At 43.0% G+C, this 16,713-nt stretch carries 16 protein-coding genes; 10 read left to right on the top strand and 6 right to left on the bottom strand.

Annotated elements, in window-relative coordinates:
- Positions 1 to 64: 64 nt before the first annotated feature.
- From dgoD to CHH48_RS06695, 4 genes are read right to left on the bottom strand one after another with little or no spacing between them, the layout of a single operon-like run.
- A complete protein-coding gene (dgoD, locus tag CHH48_RS06710; protein ID WP_095218376.1) occupies positions 65 to 1,216 on the bottom strand; it encodes a galactonate dehydratase in 1,152 nt (383 codons plus the stop codon).
- Between the two features lie 14 nt (positions 1,217 to 1,230).
- Positions 1,231 to 1,869 carry a bifunctional 4-hydroxy-2-oxoglutarate aldolase/2-dehydro-3-deoxy-phosphogluconate aldolase gene (locus tag CHH48_RS06705; RefSeq protein WP_095218375.1) on the bottom strand — a complete coding sequence of 213 codons (639 nt, stop codon included), beginning with the start codon at positions 1,867 to 1,869 and terminating at the stop codon, positions 1,231 to 1,233.
- A 22-nt stretch (positions 1,870 to 1,891) separates the two neighbouring features.
- Positions 1,892 to 2,845: a sugar kinase gene (locus CHH48_RS06700; protein ID WP_095218374.1), complete on the bottom strand. Its 954-nt coding sequence runs from the start codon at positions 2,843 to 2,845 to the stop codon at positions 1,892 to 1,894.
- A 13-nt stretch (positions 2,846 to 2,858) separates the two neighbouring features.
- Positions 2,859 to 3,614, bottom strand: a complete 756-nt coding sequence (locus CHH48_RS06695) for an IclR family transcriptional regulator (protein WP_095218373.1) — start codon at positions 3,612 to 3,614, stop codon at positions 2,859 to 2,861.
- Between the two features lie 220 nt (positions 3,615 to 3,834).
- Between CHH48_RS06695 and CHH48_RS06690 the strand changes: the two genes are divergently transcribed.
- Positions 3,835 to 5,181 (top strand): GntP family permease, encoded by a 1,347-nt coding sequence (locus CHH48_RS06690; protein ID WP_095218372.1) that lies wholly within the window; start codon positions 3,835 to 3,837, stop codon positions 5,179 to 5,181.
- Between the two features lie 51 nt (positions 5,182 to 5,232).
- Here the strand turns inward: CHH48_RS06690 and CHH48_RS06685 are convergent, their stop codons facing one another.
- On the bottom strand, positions 5,233 to 6,300 hold the full coding sequence (locus CHH48_RS06685) for a nitric oxide synthase oxygenase (protein WP_095218371.1): 1,068 nt from the start codon (positions 6,298 to 6,300) through the stop codon (positions 5,233 to 5,235).
- Between the two features lie 139 nt (positions 6,301 to 6,439).
- Between CHH48_RS06685 and CHH48_RS06680 the strand changes: the two genes are divergently transcribed.
- The 9 genes from CHH48_RS06680 (at position 6,440) to CHH48_RS06640 (ending at position 16,135) form a co-directional block, all read left to right on the top strand.
- Entirely contained in the window at positions 6,440 to 7,504 is a 1,065-nt protein-coding gene (locus CHH48_RS06680; protein ID WP_176466384.1) for a methyl-accepting chemotaxis protein, read from the top strand.
- A gap of 232 nt (positions 7,505 to 7,736) precedes the next feature.
- On the top strand, positions 7,737 to 8,921 hold the full coding sequence (locus tag CHH48_RS06675; protein WP_095218369.1) for an MFS transporter: 1,185 nt from the start codon (positions 7,737 to 7,739) through the stop codon (positions 8,919 to 8,921).
- Between the two features lie 61 nt (positions 8,922 to 8,982).
- Positions 8,983 to 9,543 (top strand): GNAT family N-acetyltransferase, encoded by a 561-nt coding sequence (locus tag CHH48_RS06670; protein ID WP_095218368.1) that lies wholly within the window; start codon positions 8,983 to 8,985, stop codon positions 9,541 to 9,543.
- A 362-nt stretch (positions 9,544 to 9,905) separates the two neighbouring features.
- Entirely contained in the window at positions 9,906 to 10,931 is a 1,026-nt protein-coding gene (gene qoxA / locus CHH48_RS06665; RefSeq protein ID WP_095218367.1) for a cytochrome aa3 quinol oxidase subunit II, read from the top strand.
- A 20-nt stretch (positions 10,932 to 10,951) separates the two neighbouring features.
- Positions 10,952 to 12,901: a cytochrome aa3 quinol oxidase subunit I gene (qoxB, locus tag CHH48_RS06660; RefSeq protein ID WP_038564832.1), complete on the top strand. Its 1,950-nt coding sequence runs from the start codon at positions 10,952 to 10,954 to the stop codon at positions 12,899 to 12,901.
- A 16-nt stretch (positions 12,902 to 12,917) separates the two neighbouring features.
- The gene (gene qoxC / locus CHH48_RS06655) at positions 12,918 to 13,529 is read left to right on the top strand and encodes a cytochrome aa3 quinol oxidase subunit III (protein WP_095218366.1); all 612 of its coding nucleotides are present in this window, start codon (positions 12,918 to 12,920) and stop codon (positions 13,527 to 13,529) included.
- 1 nt (position 13,530) lies between these two features.
- Positions 13,531 to 13,851: a cytochrome aa3 quinol oxidase subunit IV gene (gene qoxD, locus CHH48_RS06650; protein WP_038564835.1), complete on the top strand. Its 321-nt coding sequence runs from the start codon at positions 13,531 to 13,533 to the stop codon at positions 13,849 to 13,851.
- 86 nt (positions 13,852 to 13,937) lie between these two features.
- Entirely contained in the window at positions 13,938 to 15,077 is a 1,140-nt protein-coding gene (locus CHH48_RS06645) for an acyl-CoA dehydrogenase family protein (protein WP_245840334.1), read from the top strand.
- Positions 15,078 to 15,148: 71 nt separating this feature from the next.
- Entirely contained in the window at positions 15,149 to 16,135 is a 987-nt protein-coding gene (locus tag CHH48_RS06640; RefSeq protein ID WP_095218364.1) for a ketoacyl-ACP synthase III, read from the top strand.
- 48 nt (positions 16,136 to 16,183) lie between these two features.
- Here CHH48_RS06640 and CHH48_RS06635 read toward each other — a convergent pair whose 3' ends face one another.
- The gene (locus tag CHH48_RS06635) at positions 16,184 to 16,627 is read right to left on the bottom strand and encodes a DUF2512 family protein (RefSeq protein ID WP_176466385.1); all 444 of its coding nucleotides are present in this window, start codon (positions 16,625 to 16,627) and stop codon (positions 16,184 to 16,186) included.
- Positions 16,628 to 16,713 lie beyond the last annotated feature (86 nt).

Below are 16,713 nucleotides of genomic sequence, written 5' to 3'. Positions count from 1 at the left end.
TCAAAAGAAAACCCGAATTCAAGGCACTTCGTAAATGCCTGAATTCAGGTCTATTTCACTTATTTTACCACTCGGCAATTGATCCATCCTTGTGGCGCCAAATTGGATTATGCCAATCTTCCTTTGTTGCTTCTGCCACTTTTCGAACGTGATCTTCATTAATTTCAATTCCCAGTCCTGGACCTTCAGGGATTTTGACGTATCCATCTTCATATTTAAATATATTTTTATCTGTTATATAATCCAGTAAATCGCTGCCTACATTATAATGGATTCCCAGGCTTTGTTCTTGAATAAAGGCATTGTGTGAGGTAGCGTCAACCTGTAAACAAGATGCCAACGCTATTGGACCTAAGGGACAATGCGGAGCAACAGCTACATCATATGCTTCTGCCATAGAGATTATCTTCTTGCATTCTGTGATCCCGCCTGCGTGTGAAAGGTCTGGTTGAATAATATCTACATAACCATCTTGAAGCAGTGGTTTGAACTGCCATCGGGAAAACATTCTTTCTCCCGTTGCAATTGGTGTTGAGGTATGATTTGCAATTTCTCTGAGAGCCTCGTTGTTTTCAGGTAGAACTGGCTCTTCAATGAACATTGGGCGGTAGTACTCCAATTCTTTTGCTAATGTCTTAGCCATTGGTTTGTGAACTCTGCCATGAAAGTCGATGCCGATACCGATATAAGGACCGACAGCTTCACGGACTGCTGCTACTCTTGCAAGGACTTCGTCTATTTTATCATGAGTATCTATATATTGAAGCTCTTCCGTTCCATTCATCTTCACGGCGGTAAATCCTGTATCAACGACTTCCTTTGCAGCTGCTCCAACATCTTTCGGACGGTCACCACCAATCCAGGAATATACTTTAATGGATTGGCGGCACGCTCCGCCCATTAGCTGATAAACAGGAGCGTTATAGAATTTTCCTTTAATATCCCAGAGTGCCTGATCAATCCCGGCAATCGCACTCATCAGAATCGGGCCTCCGCGATAAAAACCTGATCGGTACATCATGTTCCAATGATCCTCGATATGAGCAGGATCTTTCCCTATTAAATTTTCCATCAGCTCCTGTACGGCAGCTTTAACCGTTTCTGCTCTACCTTCAATAACAGGCTCGCCCCATCCGGTTATACCTTCATCTGTTTCAATTTTTAAAAACAACCATCTTGGCGCTAGTTTAAATAGTTCATATCCTGTAATCTTCATTCCGAAATCCTCCTCTATTTATGGACTGATTCCACTTTTGATTTGAATTCGCGTGCAGTATTGGTAAGTCTAATCAAATATTCTTCTGTGACAGACTCTTTAGAATTAACCAGCGAACTGCCAAGTCCCACTCCGGCAGCTCCTTTTTGGATATACTCTGCAATATTAGAAAGATCAACCCCGCCAGTTGGTAACAATGGTATGTGTGGAAGAGGACCATGAATGTCTTTAACAAAATCAGGGCCAAGTGAAGTAGCAGGAAAAACTTTAATAATGTCTCCGCCTTCTTCATAAGCACTAAGTATCTCTGTCGGTGTAAAAGCACCAGGTATACTAATGGCTCCGTAACGTTTCGTCATTTTTATTGTGTCTGCATTCAGGGATGGGGAAAGAATGAACTGTGCTCCTGCAATTAAAGCCGATCGTGCAGATTCAGGGTCTAGTACTGTACCTGCTCCTACTACAATCTTATCGCCTAATTCTTTACTGACTTTTTCAATAGAAACTAAAGCATTCGGTGAATTTAAAGTAATCTCTATGGCACGAACCCCTCCTGCATAAAGAGCTCTAGCAATTTGTAATGCATCTTCGGGTTCAGACCCGCGTATGATTGCAATTAGCTTATCTTCTTTGATGGTAGATAGAACATCCATATTCAGCACTCCTTTAAGTTTTTTAACGGAGAATATCCTCTTGAGGATCCTGACTCATGAATTGCTTAAGTCTTTTCTTATCGGGAAGACCTTCATAATCACCTTTTACCATTACAGCCATGGCGCCCATTGCACAGCCTCTTTTCACAGCATCGGGAATACTTTCATTGTCTATCAATCCTGATAACAGACCCGCTGCAAAGCTATCACCGGCACCAACCGGATCAACTATCTTCGGCACTTTAAAGCCTGGCACAAATCCAGTCGTTTTTCTCTGTGAATAATAGGCGCCTTTATCTCCAAGTTTAACAACAACAAGTGAAGCTCCCAATCTCAAAAATGAATCCGCGATTTGCTTGGGATCATCGGTGCCGAATAAAAAGTCTCCTTCACTTTTTCCTGGCAAAACAATATCTGCATGCTTGGCAATTTCTATTAATGCCTTCTTGGCCTCTGATTCACTCCACAGCTTTTTTCTAATATTCGGATCAAAAACAACTATAAGGTCATTCTTTTTGGCAAGCTCTATACTGTAGAAGATGGCTTCTTTTGCGGATTTGCTCAGAGCGGGAGTTATACCTGTTATAAAAAGGTACTTAACACCTGCAAAATAGCTTTCGTCTAAATCGTCAGTTGACAGCTTGCTTGCAGCTGAGTTCTCCCTGTAGTATTGGATTCTCACTTCGCCTTCACGGACAATTTCTTTAAAGAACGTGCCGGTAGGGAAAGAAGGGTCCATTCTAGTTTGACTAGTATCTACACCTTCTCCGCGTACGGCCATTAAAATCTTATGTCCAAACTCATCGTTTCCAACTTTACTGATCCAGCCGGTATTATGGCCAAGTCGTGCCAGTCCAATCAGTGTGTTTGTCTCTGCTCCAGCGATTTTGGCTGTATAGGTAGCAGCGTGTCTCATTAGACCTTCAGATTCTGGAGTGAACTGCATCATTGTTTCACCTAGTGCTATGACATCCATTTGATTTCTCCTTTCACCTTGAATCGTTATGCCCAAGGCCGGCTGAAATTCTTTTGGTTGTTTCCTTTAATCGCACTATAATATCCTGTTTCCTCGATGTCATCCTTTCTTTGGGACCCGCTACACTTACTGCTGCCATCAGCTTATTGCCAGCTCCAAATACAGGAGCCGCTAAACAGTACAGTCCTTCTTCGTTTTCCTCATCATCAATGCTGTAACCCTGAGCATAGAAGGTCTCCAGCTGTGCCTCCAACATACGGCGGTCAGTCAAAGTCTTCTCGGTGATTGGTACTAACTCAGTTCTTTCCAGAATACTGTCACGTAAGTCTGCAGGCATGAAGGCTAAAAAGGCCTTTCCAAGTCCTGTACAATATAGAGGTTTTCTAAATCCAGGTTGGGCAGTGGTGCGAATGGAACGGTTGTTATCAATCTTTGAAATATAAAATAATTCCTCATCAGATAGGACCGCCATAAAAACTGTTTCTTGTACATATTGCCCTAACTCTGTCAGATGAGGAGTTCCAATTTTCGAAAGATCCATTGATTCCATTGCACTGTTACCAATTTCAATGAGCTTAGCTCCCAATGTATACTTCTTTCCAATATCAGATGTTAGATAGCCATTATCTTCTAGTGTTTTAACAACATTGAATGTGCTGCTTTGAGGAGAACTCAGAAGACCGCTGATTTCCTTGATAGTCAATCCATTTGGATAAGAAGTAAGAAGCTCAAATATCTCCAATACTCTTTTTGCTGATTTTACTGACATGTCATCACCTAAAATTCACATATAAGATTTTGAATTACAAATATGATTCTATATGAAAACACTATCACTGGAAAAATACTCCGTCAACCTCTAATTTTCATTACTGTAAATTTTCAAATTTTTATATTGAAGCGCTTTCAATGCTGTGGTAACATGTGAACCATATTAATCTCATATAAAAATACTAATCTCATATGTGATTTAGAAGGGGTGAATTAGAATGAGTGGAAGTACTTTAATACTTATCGCGGCAGGTGGAGTTGCACTTTTGTTGTTTTTAGTAATGCGGACAAAGCTTCAAGCGTTCTTGGCGCTCATCTTGGTCAGTTATATCATTGGCTTAGTTGCGGGCTTAAGTCCTGGAGAGGTATTGGAAGCAGTACAAGCTGGAATGGGGGGGACAGTTGGAGAAATTGCCGTTATTATTGGTATCGGCGCCATGTTCGGTGAGATCCTAAAGGTATCAGGGGGAGCAGAGCGTCTTGCCCTTACCTTAATGAATAAATTTGGAGAGAAGAGGGTCAACTGGGCTTTAATGCTGACGGGTTTCATTATCTCGATTCCTGTCTTTCTGGATGTAGCATTTGTTATCCTAGTCCCAATGCTATATAGTTTAGCCCGCAAAACAAAAAAATCTTTATTATTTTATGGTATTCCGCTGCTTGCTGGTCTTGCGGTCACGCATAGCTTTGTCCCGCCGACTCCTGGCCCAATCGCTGTAGCTTCCTTACTTGGTGCCAACATTGGATGGGTTATTCTCTTTGGTTTGATTGCCGGCATTCCCGCCGCAATTATTGCCGGTCCAATTTTTGGTACATATATATCCAAGAAAATGCATATTAAAGTTCCAGAAAATATGATTTCTGAGATGGAAGAACCTAGAGACGTAAAAGATCTGCCTAGCTTTGGCATGATTGCCGCCTTGGTTGGGCTGCCGCTCTTTCTCATCCTTCTCAATACGGTTCTTTCTGCAAGCTTGGATGAAGGAAATACTGTAAGAACTGTAATATCGTTTATTGGAGATCCAGGTGTAGCCCTAACTATTACAGCGCTTCTAACATTTTATTTACTCGGTACTCGAAGAGGTTATACAAAAGAAGAAATACAAACAATTGCGACAAAGTCTTTGGAACCAGCAGGAATTATTATACTCATCACGGGAGCAGGCGGTGTTTTTGGTCAGGTCCTAGTTGAAACTGGTGTTGGAGATGTTTTGGCAAATACAATGTCTAACTTGAATGTACCAATTATAGTCTTCGCATTCCTGATTTCTTCAGCAGTCCGTATAGCGCAGGGTTCAGCGACAGTAGCCATGATCACTACAGCAAGCTTGATTTCTCCAATCATTGATTCTTTGGGGATTGAAGGACCTATGCTGGCCTTGCTTGTTATCACAGTAGCATCAGGTGCAACCATTGCCTCACACGTTAATGACTCAGGTTTTTGGATGGTCAACAGATTCTTTGGACTGACAGAAAAAGAAACATTAAAATCCTGGACAGTGATGGAAACGATTATTGCATTTGTTGGATTTGGGGTATCACTATTAATTAGTTTCTTTATATAGAACCTTTCCGTATTGAAAAGAAAGCGCAAATCGATATGCATTTGCGCTTTTTTAGTATGCATCCTTTTGATGGAAGTAGTTCGGTTTTAAAAGTTTATTTGAATACGGCTTATGAAAAATACGAGTCGTCGCTGGTGACATTGGCGGAATAAGCCAGCTCCACATACCTGTCACATCGCGTCCTGCTTTCTCTTCCAGCTTTTCAAAATGGGCAAACTGCTTGGCAGCGGTATGATGATCAACGATTGTAATGCCTGCTTTTTGAAAAGAATGAAGCACCGCAATATTTAATTCGACCAATGCTCGATCTTTCCATAAAGTGGATGTCTTACTTTGATCCAGCCCAATTAGTTCCGCCACTTTTGGAAGCATATCGTAACGATCTTCATCTGCTAAATTTCGTGCGCCGATTTCAGTTCCCATATACCAGCCATTGAAGGGAGCAGCATTATAAACAATACCGCCGATTTCTAACTTCATATCCGAGATAATTGGAACAGCATACCAACGTAAACCTAATTCAGTAAATGCAGGATACTCCTCATGCTCAATACGAACTTCTTTCACTATGTCTGCTGGTATTTCTTGAAGCACCGGCGGCTGGTCTCCCACTTGAACGACAAGTGGCAGAATGTCATACATCGTTCCTTTGCCTTCCCATCCAAGGGATTTGCATACACTGGTGAAACGTACAGAAGCGGGATCTCCGATAATACCATGCTCTGTCTCATATCCAGCATAACGAAGTAATTGATGATTCCAAATACGAATATTATTAACCGGTGAAAAGACGGTAATCATCGGCTTTATTTTTCCAGCATTTGTTGCTTGTTCAATATGACTGAGCAGCTTCTCCAGTACTTCTTCTGCTTCTGTGGCTTCCCTTGCATCGATAACATGAAGACCGTTCCAGAACAAGCGGCCGATACAGCGGTTTGAATTTCGCCACGCCATTCTTGCGCCATGCTCCAACTCTTCTGTCGTATGGATATATGTAGAGGTTTGAGTTATCTCATTTCCGATGTGTGACAGGCGCTGATGTATGTCTATATCTGTTTTCTCGAGCTCTCGATAGCTTTCTTGAATAAACTCTGTTGCTTCTTGTAATAGTCCTTTCATACGCAGCTACCTCCTTTTGTCAGCTTGTAGTATAGCATGTGTGAAGTTAAAAGACGTTATAAGGAAGAAAATGTAGAAAAAGGTTCATGAATGTCATATAGTAGCCGATAAAAAGGAAAGAGGGGAAAGGAGAATAATGATGAAAAAAAGCCAGGTCTTTAGTTTATTGAGTACCGGATATCTTTATGCGGTTTTGCTGTTTCTGCAAAATGAAAGGGTTTTCTTGCTGGATTGGCGGATTAATCTTTTTATTGGGCTTGTTTTGGTAGGGGGAAGTCTTACATATGTTCTGCTATATAAGAAGGAAGCAGTTGAGCCGACGGCTGAGCAACTAGTTGAAATTCCTATTTCTCAGGAGGAAGCAGTGACTGTCGAGCCTGAAGTTGAACCAGAAAGAGAGTCGGCGTTGATTAAGCTGGAACAGACAGGTGAAGCGCTGAATCAAATTGTAACCGCTTTAGAGGAAGTGACTATCGGCTCAGAGAATCAATCCCAAGCGTCGTCTGAGTTAGCTGCAACAATGCAGAAGTTCGCTGAGAATGTCATGATGGTTGCTCTAAAAGGAGAAGATGCGAAGCAGGTTGCTGTCGCAATGGATGCATTGACCAAAGAAGGTGCTTCTCATATGAATGATTCCGTCAGCCATATGGAGACGATAACGAGCAAAATTACATTTTCTTATGAGAAAGTCAGAGGCCTAAATGGAAAGACAGATCAAATCAGTACATTGCTGAAGACAATTAAAGATATCGCCGAACAGACGAACCTGCTTGCACTGAATGCTGCTATCGAGGCAGCTCGGGCAGGGGACCAGGGGCGCGGGTTCGCAGTGGTGGCAGATGAAGTACGCAAGCTTTCTGATCAAGTTCGTGTTGCTGTAACGGATATAACAGGTGTTTTCCAAGCTATCCAGACAGAATCAAAGGAAGCTGTCGAAGCTCTTGGTGCAGGTCAAGAGGCAGTTGTTGCTGGATCAGATAAAATCTCTACTACACAAAACACGTTTGAACAGCTGCATGCAGAGATTACCATAACCAGTAATCAAATCGAGGCGATTGCTGTAGCTATGTATGAAGTTCTCGATAACACTCGCGGTGTAACGGACAGTATCAATAGCATTGTTTCTGTCGCGGAACAGAATGCAGCGAGTATGCAAGAAGTGACTGCCATTACACAGGATATTCAGCAAAACTTCAAGAATTAATATAAAGCGGCCAGCAGGTCGCTTTTTCTTATACCAAATTTGAATATCCATCTAGTATTAAATGCTATTTAACTTTGAAGATTTACCCCTCTTCCACACAATTAAAACCTGTTAAATTGTTTGGATGCGCTTCCTATATTTTTTTTATTAATCGACCTGGTTATGGTTTGAATAGATGGCTTTTCTGTTGTATCGTTAGCGGATGTTATGTCAGATAAAAGGAGGAGTTACCATGTCTCTAGCAGGCAGACAATTTAAACCAACGACAGTGATTGCAGTCTTGATGATCTGTGCTTTTTCCATCGGAACGACGGAATATGTCGTCACTGGCGTACTTACTCATATCGCGTCGGATCTCGGTGTGACGATTGCATCCGCGGGTCTTGTTGTCAGCATGTATGCACTTGGAGTGGCGATATTCGGTCCGCTTATGACAACATTATCTGTCAAATTGCCGAGGAAGCCGATGCTGCTTCTGTTTATGCTGCTCTTCATCATCAGTAATATTATTAGTGCGACAGCACCAAGTTTTACAGTGCTGCTTGTTTCACGCGTCGCTTCCGCGTTCATGCATGGTCCTTTTTTTGCGCTCGCTTTTGTCATGGCAAGTGATCTCGTGGAACCACGCAAACGGGTACAGGCAATTGCAGCCGTCAATGGGGGGCTCACAATTGCCATTATGATTGGCGTTCCGTTTGGAGCCTATCTAGGCTCACTGATTGAATGGCGTCTCGTATTTTGGCTGATTGCAGTTCTTGGAGTGATAGGCCTAATTGGGCTGTTTATTTTTGCACCGAATACAAAGCCGGCAGAAACACCGCGTATCAAGCAGGAGCTTAGTGTATTCAAACATAAGCAGGTGCTTTTGACGATAGCTATTATCATCTTTGGCTACTCAGGTGTATTCACTGCCTACACCTTCATTGAACCGCTGCTGCGCTCAGTTACGGGCTTTGGAGGCGTCGGTATCATGATTAGTCTCTTCTTCTTCGGATTGGGGAGTGTAATTGGTAACTTTTCAACGCCGCGATTAGCTGCGGGCAATGTGACTAAAACACTCATCTATGTATTTGCAACGCTGACTGTAATTCTTTTATTGTTCCCGTTGGCAACACCATATGCTATTACTGCTGTCTTCATTATAGGACTGTTCGGTGCAGGTGCATTCGGTACAACACCACTATTGCAGTCGAAAATAGTTATGGCAGCAAAAGAAGGCCCGACAATCGCGGCAGCAGCGAGTGTTTCAGCGTTTAATCTGGCGAATGCTGGCGGTGCTTATATAGGCGGACTTGTACTGGATGCAAATCTGGGCTATACATGGCTTTCTGTTATCGGAGCCGGTATTTCCATCATTGGAATTCTATTATCTGCTATATCTTATAGAGAAGAGAAGAAGCACCCAGAAGTGGCTTGATTTGTATTGCAAGCCCCAATATCTTCCTTCATACTAGAATAAAATTCTAGGAGGGGAAGAGATGAATCCAATATTGAGAGATTTCAAGACTACTATCGAAACGGAGCACCTTATTATCAGGCAGCCCAAAATTGGCGATGGAAAAGCAGTAAATGATGCAATCAAAGCTTCCATGACAGAATTGAAGCGCTGGATGCCATTTGCACAGGAATTGCCCACTCCGGAAGAGTCAGAAGAAAATATCCGGCAGTCGGTTGCGAATTGGATCAATCGGACCAACCTGCGCATGCTGATTTTCCGTAGGGATACTGGAGAGTTCATTGGATCCAGCGGTTTCCACGCAATAGATTGGGATGTTCCGAAAGTCGAAATTGGATATTGGATGGATACTCGCCATACTGGCCAGGGATTCATGACGGAAGCTGTCGAGGCACAGACGGAGTATGCTTTTACTGAGCTTGGTGTCAGGCGGGTTCAGATACTTTGCGACGAGGAAAACAGTGCAAGCCGGGCTGTTCCCGAACGGCTCGGCTACAAGCTGGAAGGAATTCATTATTCTGACAGCCTTCATGTAGATGGAAAGACCGTTCGTAATACGGTGTATTACAGTAAGACCAGATAATGGGTGGTAAACCATAAGATATTGTAGTTTTACATAAAACGTTCAAATTTTGTTCACTACTTATTCTTATTCTCTCTTTTTGACGGTGTTAGAATGAAAAATGAACTGTTTACTTACCAGGCAAGTCTGGTCTTTTTGGCTGCTTTGTATTACACTAGTTTCTGGATTGTTGTCAGACACTGTCTATTAGACAGTGGGATAGTGTGTTTCTAGCTGAGATTTTTCACTCCTGCGGGAAATGTGAAGCCTCATTGTGAAATACTTATCAAAACCCTATTATAGCGGATATGGTTGTTTTCCTATGCAGAGGGATAACAAGCGTTTTCGTGAATTCAGGTAAAGAAAGGAAGGGAAGCAGGCGCATGCTTAAAAAATTGAAACCCTTAAGTCTTCTATTGTTCCTTGCCCTGCCGCTAATGCTCGCCGGCTGTTCTACACCGGAAGTGCTTGATCCGAAAGGACCAGTGGCAAGTCAGCAGAGTGACCTTATTATTCTATCAATCATCTTTATGCTTACAATCGTTGCGGTTGTATTCGTACTTTTGACGATTATCCTTGTCAAGTACAGAGAAAGAAAGGATCACGACAAGTACAGCCCTGAACTACACGGCAGCATGCTGCTTGAGACAATCTGGACGATCATCCCGATTATCATCGTAGTCATTTTGGCTGTTCCAACTGTCAGAACGATCTATTCATTGGAGGAAGCGCCTCAGCCGAAAACGGCAGAAGCAGCGAATGAAGATCCTCTAGTAGTACATGCAACATCCATCAACTGGAAATGGGTATTTACTTATCCAGATGAAGACATCGAAACAGTGAACTATCTGCACATTCCGATTCACCGTCCGGTGGAATTCAAATTGACATCTGCTGATTCCATGGCTGCTCTATGGATACCAAGCCTAGGCGGTCAGAAATATAACATGGCGGGCATGCAGACAACTCTTTATCTGCAAGCAGACCACGTTGGCACGTACGATGGACGAAACGCTAACTTCACAGGTGAAGGCTTCAACGAACAACGATTCAAAGTCTACGCTGATGAAGAAGCTGATTACCAACAGTGGGTGGAAGACGTACAAAACTCCGCTCCAGAACTGACACAATACAAGTATGACAATCTTCTGATTCCTGGTGTTTATGAGGACGGAACAGCTGAATTCAATGGTACGCACTTGCAATGGATCGACCATTCAAAAAATGCGGACTACACATTGGAAGCATGGGACCGCTTAGGCTATGAGCCGAAGAATCCGCATGCGAAAGACAAATCTCAAAATCTCTTGCGTGAAGACGAAATTCCGTACTATCAGCAAGACAATACTGTAGACAACTCGGATGAAGACATGGACTCTGAAGAACATGCACATGCGGGTCATGAGTAACAGAGAGAGGGGGAAGAGTTTTGGACTTAAAATGGAATGAGTTTATCATTACCGGCGATCCATTGATTCTGGGCGCACAAATCAGCATCTTGCTCGGTGGAATCGCCGTTGTAGCTGCCCTTACTTACTTTAAAAAATGGAGCTGGCTATGGAAAGAATGGCTGACTTCCGTTGACCATAAGAAACTGGGTATCATGTATATCCTTAGTGCCCTATTAATGCTTTTCCGCGGCGGTATCGATGGTTTGATGATCCGTACGCAGCTTGCGAAGCCAGGGATGGAATTCCTGGATCCGCAGCACTATAACGAGGTATTCTCGACACACGGTGTTATCATGATTCTTTTCATGGCGATGCCATTCTTGATCGGTTTGATCAACTACATTGTACCGTTGCAAATCGGTGCACGTGACGTTGCATTCCCGTACTTGAACAACTTGAGCTTCTGGACATTCTTTGTCGGTATGGCTCTATTCAATATTTCCTTCATCATCGGTGGTTCACCTGATGCCGGTTGGACTGGTTATACGCCGCTTGCGACGAATGAATTCAGCCCAGGTCCTGGACAGAACTACTACTTGCTAGCAATTCAGATTGCTGGTATCGGTACTTTGATGACAGGTATCAACTTCTTCGTTACCATCCTTAAGATGCGTACGAAAGGTATGACACTAATGAAAATGTCCATGTTCACATGGACATCATTGATCACAATGCTGATCATCATCTTTGCATTCCCAGTGCTTACAGTTGCACTTGCTATGCAGACATTTGACCGTTTATTCGGTTCCGTACTCTTCACCTTGCAAGGTGATGGTAACCCGATGCTTTGGGTCAACCTATTCTGGGTATGGGGTCACCCTGAAGTATATATCGTTATTCTTCCTGCGTTCGGGATCTTCTCTGAGATCATCTCGACATTTGCAAGAAAACAGCTATTCGCTTACAAAGCGATGGTTGTGTCCATTGTGACGATTTCTGTATTGAGCTTCCTTGTATGGGTTCACCACTTCTTCACAATGGGTAATAGTGCTGAAGCGAACAGTTTCTTCTCTATTACAACAATGGCTATCTCGATCCCGACCGGGGTTAAGATATTCAACTGGTTATTCACGATGTATCGAGGACGTATTACCTTTACGACTCCGATGCTTTGGTCCCTTGCTTTCATCCCGAACTTCGTAATTGGTGGGGTAACAGGGGTAATGCTTGCGATGGCAGCAGCTGACTATCAGTATCATAATACGTACTTCCTAGTATCTCACTTCCACTATGTGCTGATCTCGGGTACTGTATTTGCTTGTTTCGCAGGTTTGATTTACTGGTATCCGAAAATGTTCGGACATAAATTGAACGAAAAAATCGGTAAATGGGCATTCTGGATTTTCGTTATCGGCTTCAACGTATGTTTCTTCCCGCAGTATTTCCTAGGGTTGGACGGTATGCCAAGACGTATTTCCACTTATTTGCCAGAAGATGGTTGGACAGGATTGAACATGATCTCCACAATCGGTGCGTTCATGATGGGTCTTGCATTCCTTATCTTCGTATATAACATTTACTATAGCTGGAGATATTCACCAAGAGAGAAAACTGGTGACGCATGGGGTCTTGGACGTAACTTGGAATGGGCGACAACATCGTCTATCCCACCGCATTACAACTTCGCTGTCCTTCCTGAAGTGACAGGTCTTGATCCTTACTGGGATATGAAGGAAAAAGGTCTTGATCAACAGAAGAACACGGATTATAAACCGATTCACATGCCTAGCAACTCTTCTACACCGGCAATCATGTCTGCATTGATGGGTATGGCTGCATTCGGGCTTGTATTCCAATGGTACTGGGTTGGAATCGTAGGTGCTGTCGGTATCTTCATCACAATGATTGTACGTTCATTCGATTACAATGATGGTTACTATGTCAGCGTGGAAGAAATAAAAGAAACAGAAGCGAAAGCGAATAAATAAAGGAGGTTGTGAAGAAATGGCACATGATCACAATGTGAACCCCAACGCTCCATTGGAATACCAATCAGAAGCCGGCCGATTGAACATCACCGGTTTCTGGACCTTCCTTGGTGCAGAGATCGCTTTGTTCTCGACACTATTCGCGTCTTATTTCGCGTTACAATCACGTGTAGGCGACGGACCAACATCGATCGAGATGTTCGAAGCTGGCCTAGTCATGATTATGACAATGCTGCTTCTTACAAGTAGCTTCACTTGCGGACTCGCGATTCACGAAATGCGTGCGAACAATGTAAAAGGCGTTATTGGCTGGATGATCATTACACTCATCCTAGGTGCAGGATTCATCGGATATGAGCTATATGAATTCGTACATTATGTACATGAAGGTGTTACACTAGGAACTAGTGCACACTGGTCTATGTTCTTTATCTTGCTTGGTACGCACGGTTTACACGTATCAATCGGTATAGGCTGGATCATTCTTCTTTTGATCCAACTTGCAAGAAGAGGACTTACACCAAAAACGGCTTCAAAAGTCTTTATCTCTAGTCTCTATTGGCACTTCTTAGATGTTGTGTGGATCTTTATCTTCACATGCGTTTACTTGATGGGGATGGTGAATTAATATGAGTCAACAAACGAAAAAAGGACATTTCCCTTGGAAGCATATCATCGGATTCTTGATCTCAATCGCGTTGACACTTGTAGCCTTTGCAACAGCGCTGTGGACAGACTGGTCATCAACAACGATTTTCATCATTATTTTGATTTTCGCTGTGATTCAGGCTGCCTTGCAGCTCGTGATGTTCATGCACATGACTGAAGGAGAAGACGGCGGTTTAATTTCCGGGAACACACTTTTCGGATTCTTCATCGCTATCGTCATCATTGTCGGCACATACTGGCTGATGACTTCTGGTCACATGCACATGGGTATGAGTATGTAACACATAAAACCCGCTCTTTGAGCGGGTTTTTTTGTATTCTTTTCTTCTTTTCACTAAAATAGAGGAGATAGATGAGGAGGTTCGGCGTGATTATTGCTAATGAAGAACATATACTTACTAAAGCAAAACAAGTAGCAGAGGTGGCAAAAAAATATAAACAGATTGGTGATGAACAGGCGCAGCTAGCGCCACAAGTAGTGGAGGCTTTCCGAACAACAGCTTATACACTGTTGACTGTCCCGAAAGCACAAGGAGGAGACGGAGCGAATCTTCATGATTTCCTATTGGCTCAGGAGGCAGTTGCCGCAGGTGATGGAGCTGCAGCACTCTCCATAGGGTGGCACTTGAGTACGATGCAGGACTTATGCGAAAGTGCGAATTGGCCAGAGGGTATGTTTGAAAAGTTCCTGAAAGAAGTTATTCAAGAGCATAAAATTGTCAATCGCGCAGCCTCCGAGCCGAAAACGGGAAGTCCTACAAGAGGCGGTCTGCCTGAAACAAAAGCTATGCGGGACGGAAATGATTATATACTTTCTGGACGTAAGACTTTTACATCTATGGCAGCTGATCTGGACTATTATCTAGTTACAGCATATGTAGAAGAAGAGGATGCTGTCGGAAGCTTTTTAATTGCCAGGGAAATAAATGGTGTACGTGTCGAAAAAACTTGGAATCCAATGGGGATGCGTGCAACCGGTAGTGACGATTTAATTTTAGAGCAAGTAAGAGTACCGGCAGATTGCTACGTGGAAAAAGGTAGAAAGAAACCTGGTCCAAAGGGATCATTACTGCATATACCTGCTTGTTATTTAGGTATTGCCAAAAGCGCTCGTGATGAAGCTGTCCGATTTGCTAAAGAGTTTCAGCCAAACACATTGGATAAACCAATTATCAGTGTGCCACACATCCGCGAGAAAATCGGTGAAATGGACTTGGAGCTGATGCAAGCTCGACATTTTATGTATCATGTTGCCAGCTTGTGGGATAGCTATCCTGAGAAGCGGCATATGATGGGGCCGGAGCTTGCAGCAGTAAAAGTAAATGCAACAAAAGCTGCTGTTAAGGTTGTCGACTTGGCAATGCGGATTGCTGGCGGCAGAGGACTTTCCAAGACTCAACCCTTTGAACAGCATTATCGCGACGTACGTGCTGGCTTGCATAACCCCCCAATGGATGATGCAGTTTTAGAGCTTCTGGCTTCTCATGCCGAGAAAAAAGATAATTAAATTTCTCTTTTTAGTACCAGGTATTAAAACTAGATGGTATAATGGAGGCAGATGTGAAGGAGGCAGATAATATGGAATCCAAAGCACGTATAACAGCAATTGGAACATATATCCCGGAAAAGGTGTTGACCAATGCAGATTTTGAAAAAATGGTCGATACTTCCGATGAATGGATTGTGCAGCGTACAGGTATTAAAGAAAGAAGAATTGCTGCTGAAGATGAATACGTAACAGATCTGTGTGAAAATGCTGCAAGAAATCTTGCGAAGAATTTCAACAAGTCACTGGATGATGTGGACTTGATTCTTGTTGCTACGGTGACAGGTGAATACAAATTCCCTAGTGTATCCAGTCAGATTCAAGCAAGACTAGGATTGAAAAACACAGGTGCTATCGATTTGGGCGGTGCATGTGCTGGCTTTGTTTACGGTCTGCATATGGCAAACGGGTTGGTTTCATCTGGTTTGCATAAGAAAGTGCTTGTATTGGGCGGAGAAACATTGTCCAAAATCACGGACTATACGGATCGTACAAGCTGTATTCTATTTGGTGACGGTGCAGGAGCTGCATTAGTAGAGTACGATGCTGAAAATCCGGGCTTCTTTGGTTTCCATATGGGAACGAAAGGAGAGGGCGGCCGTCATCTCTATCAAACAGGATTGTCCACTAAATTAAACGGCGAAGAGCTAACTAACCCAGGGAAATTGGTTCAAAACGGACGCGAAGTGTATAAATGGGCTGTTTCTGGTGTGCCAAAGGGTGTAAAGAAACTAGTTGAAGAAGCAAATATGACACTGGATGATATTGATTGGTTCATCCCGCACAGTGCCAATATGCGGATGGTAGAATCTATCTGTGATCGTCTGGACTATCCAGTCGAGAAAACACTGACAAGTATGGCATACGCAGGTAATACGTCTTCAGCGACAATTCCATTGGCATTTGATTTCGCTTTACAGGAAGAAAAAGTCAAAGATGGCGATACAATGTTACTATACGGATTCGGCGGCGGTCTAACCGAATGTGGTATCATCATCAAATGGGATCCAAAAGCATAAAAAAGAGCCCGTGGAGTAATCTCCACGGGCTTTCTTCATGCATTGGCTTCATGAATCCTTATGTGGTCCGCGTATCGGCAGATCCCCAGCGATCTTCGCACGAAACTGATCCAGGAAGATGACATTATAATATTGGTCTTTGCCATTTCGAATCACATATTTACGTACGTAAGCATGCAAAAAAGTCCCATCCATCCAAGCGAGGATCAAGCTTGCTGGAATTGCTCCTATCAATGGATGCACGCTTCCATCAGCCGCTAAAACGATGAGCATCCAGCTGACAATAGTAAAGAATATACAATCAAGCCATCCTGTCGCCTTGTTTGTTTTACCTGGCAGCAATAGCATGTCGATCAAGTAGCTGATAACAGTCAGGACCGCTGTCAGCTGAACTACCTTGGTAAAGGATAATTGATAGATTAAACCTGCGAAGAGATAAAGGATCGCGAAGGCGAATATTCCTTTCAAAAGTATGGCTTTGACATGTTTCATCATTGTTCACCTGCTGCTTTTTTTATACAATATGTCCAGTTTCGGTAACTGGTATACACAGCTGCAACAGTTCTAAAGAATATGGT

This window comes from Terribacillus saccharophilus (assembly GCF_002272075.1).
Lineage (GTDB): Bacteria > Bacillota > Bacilli > Bacillales > Amphibacillaceae > Terribacillus > Terribacillus saccharophilus_A.
The sequence above is the reverse complement of the archived record's forward strand: the minus strand, read 5'-3'. Positions and strand labels throughout refer to the sequence as shown.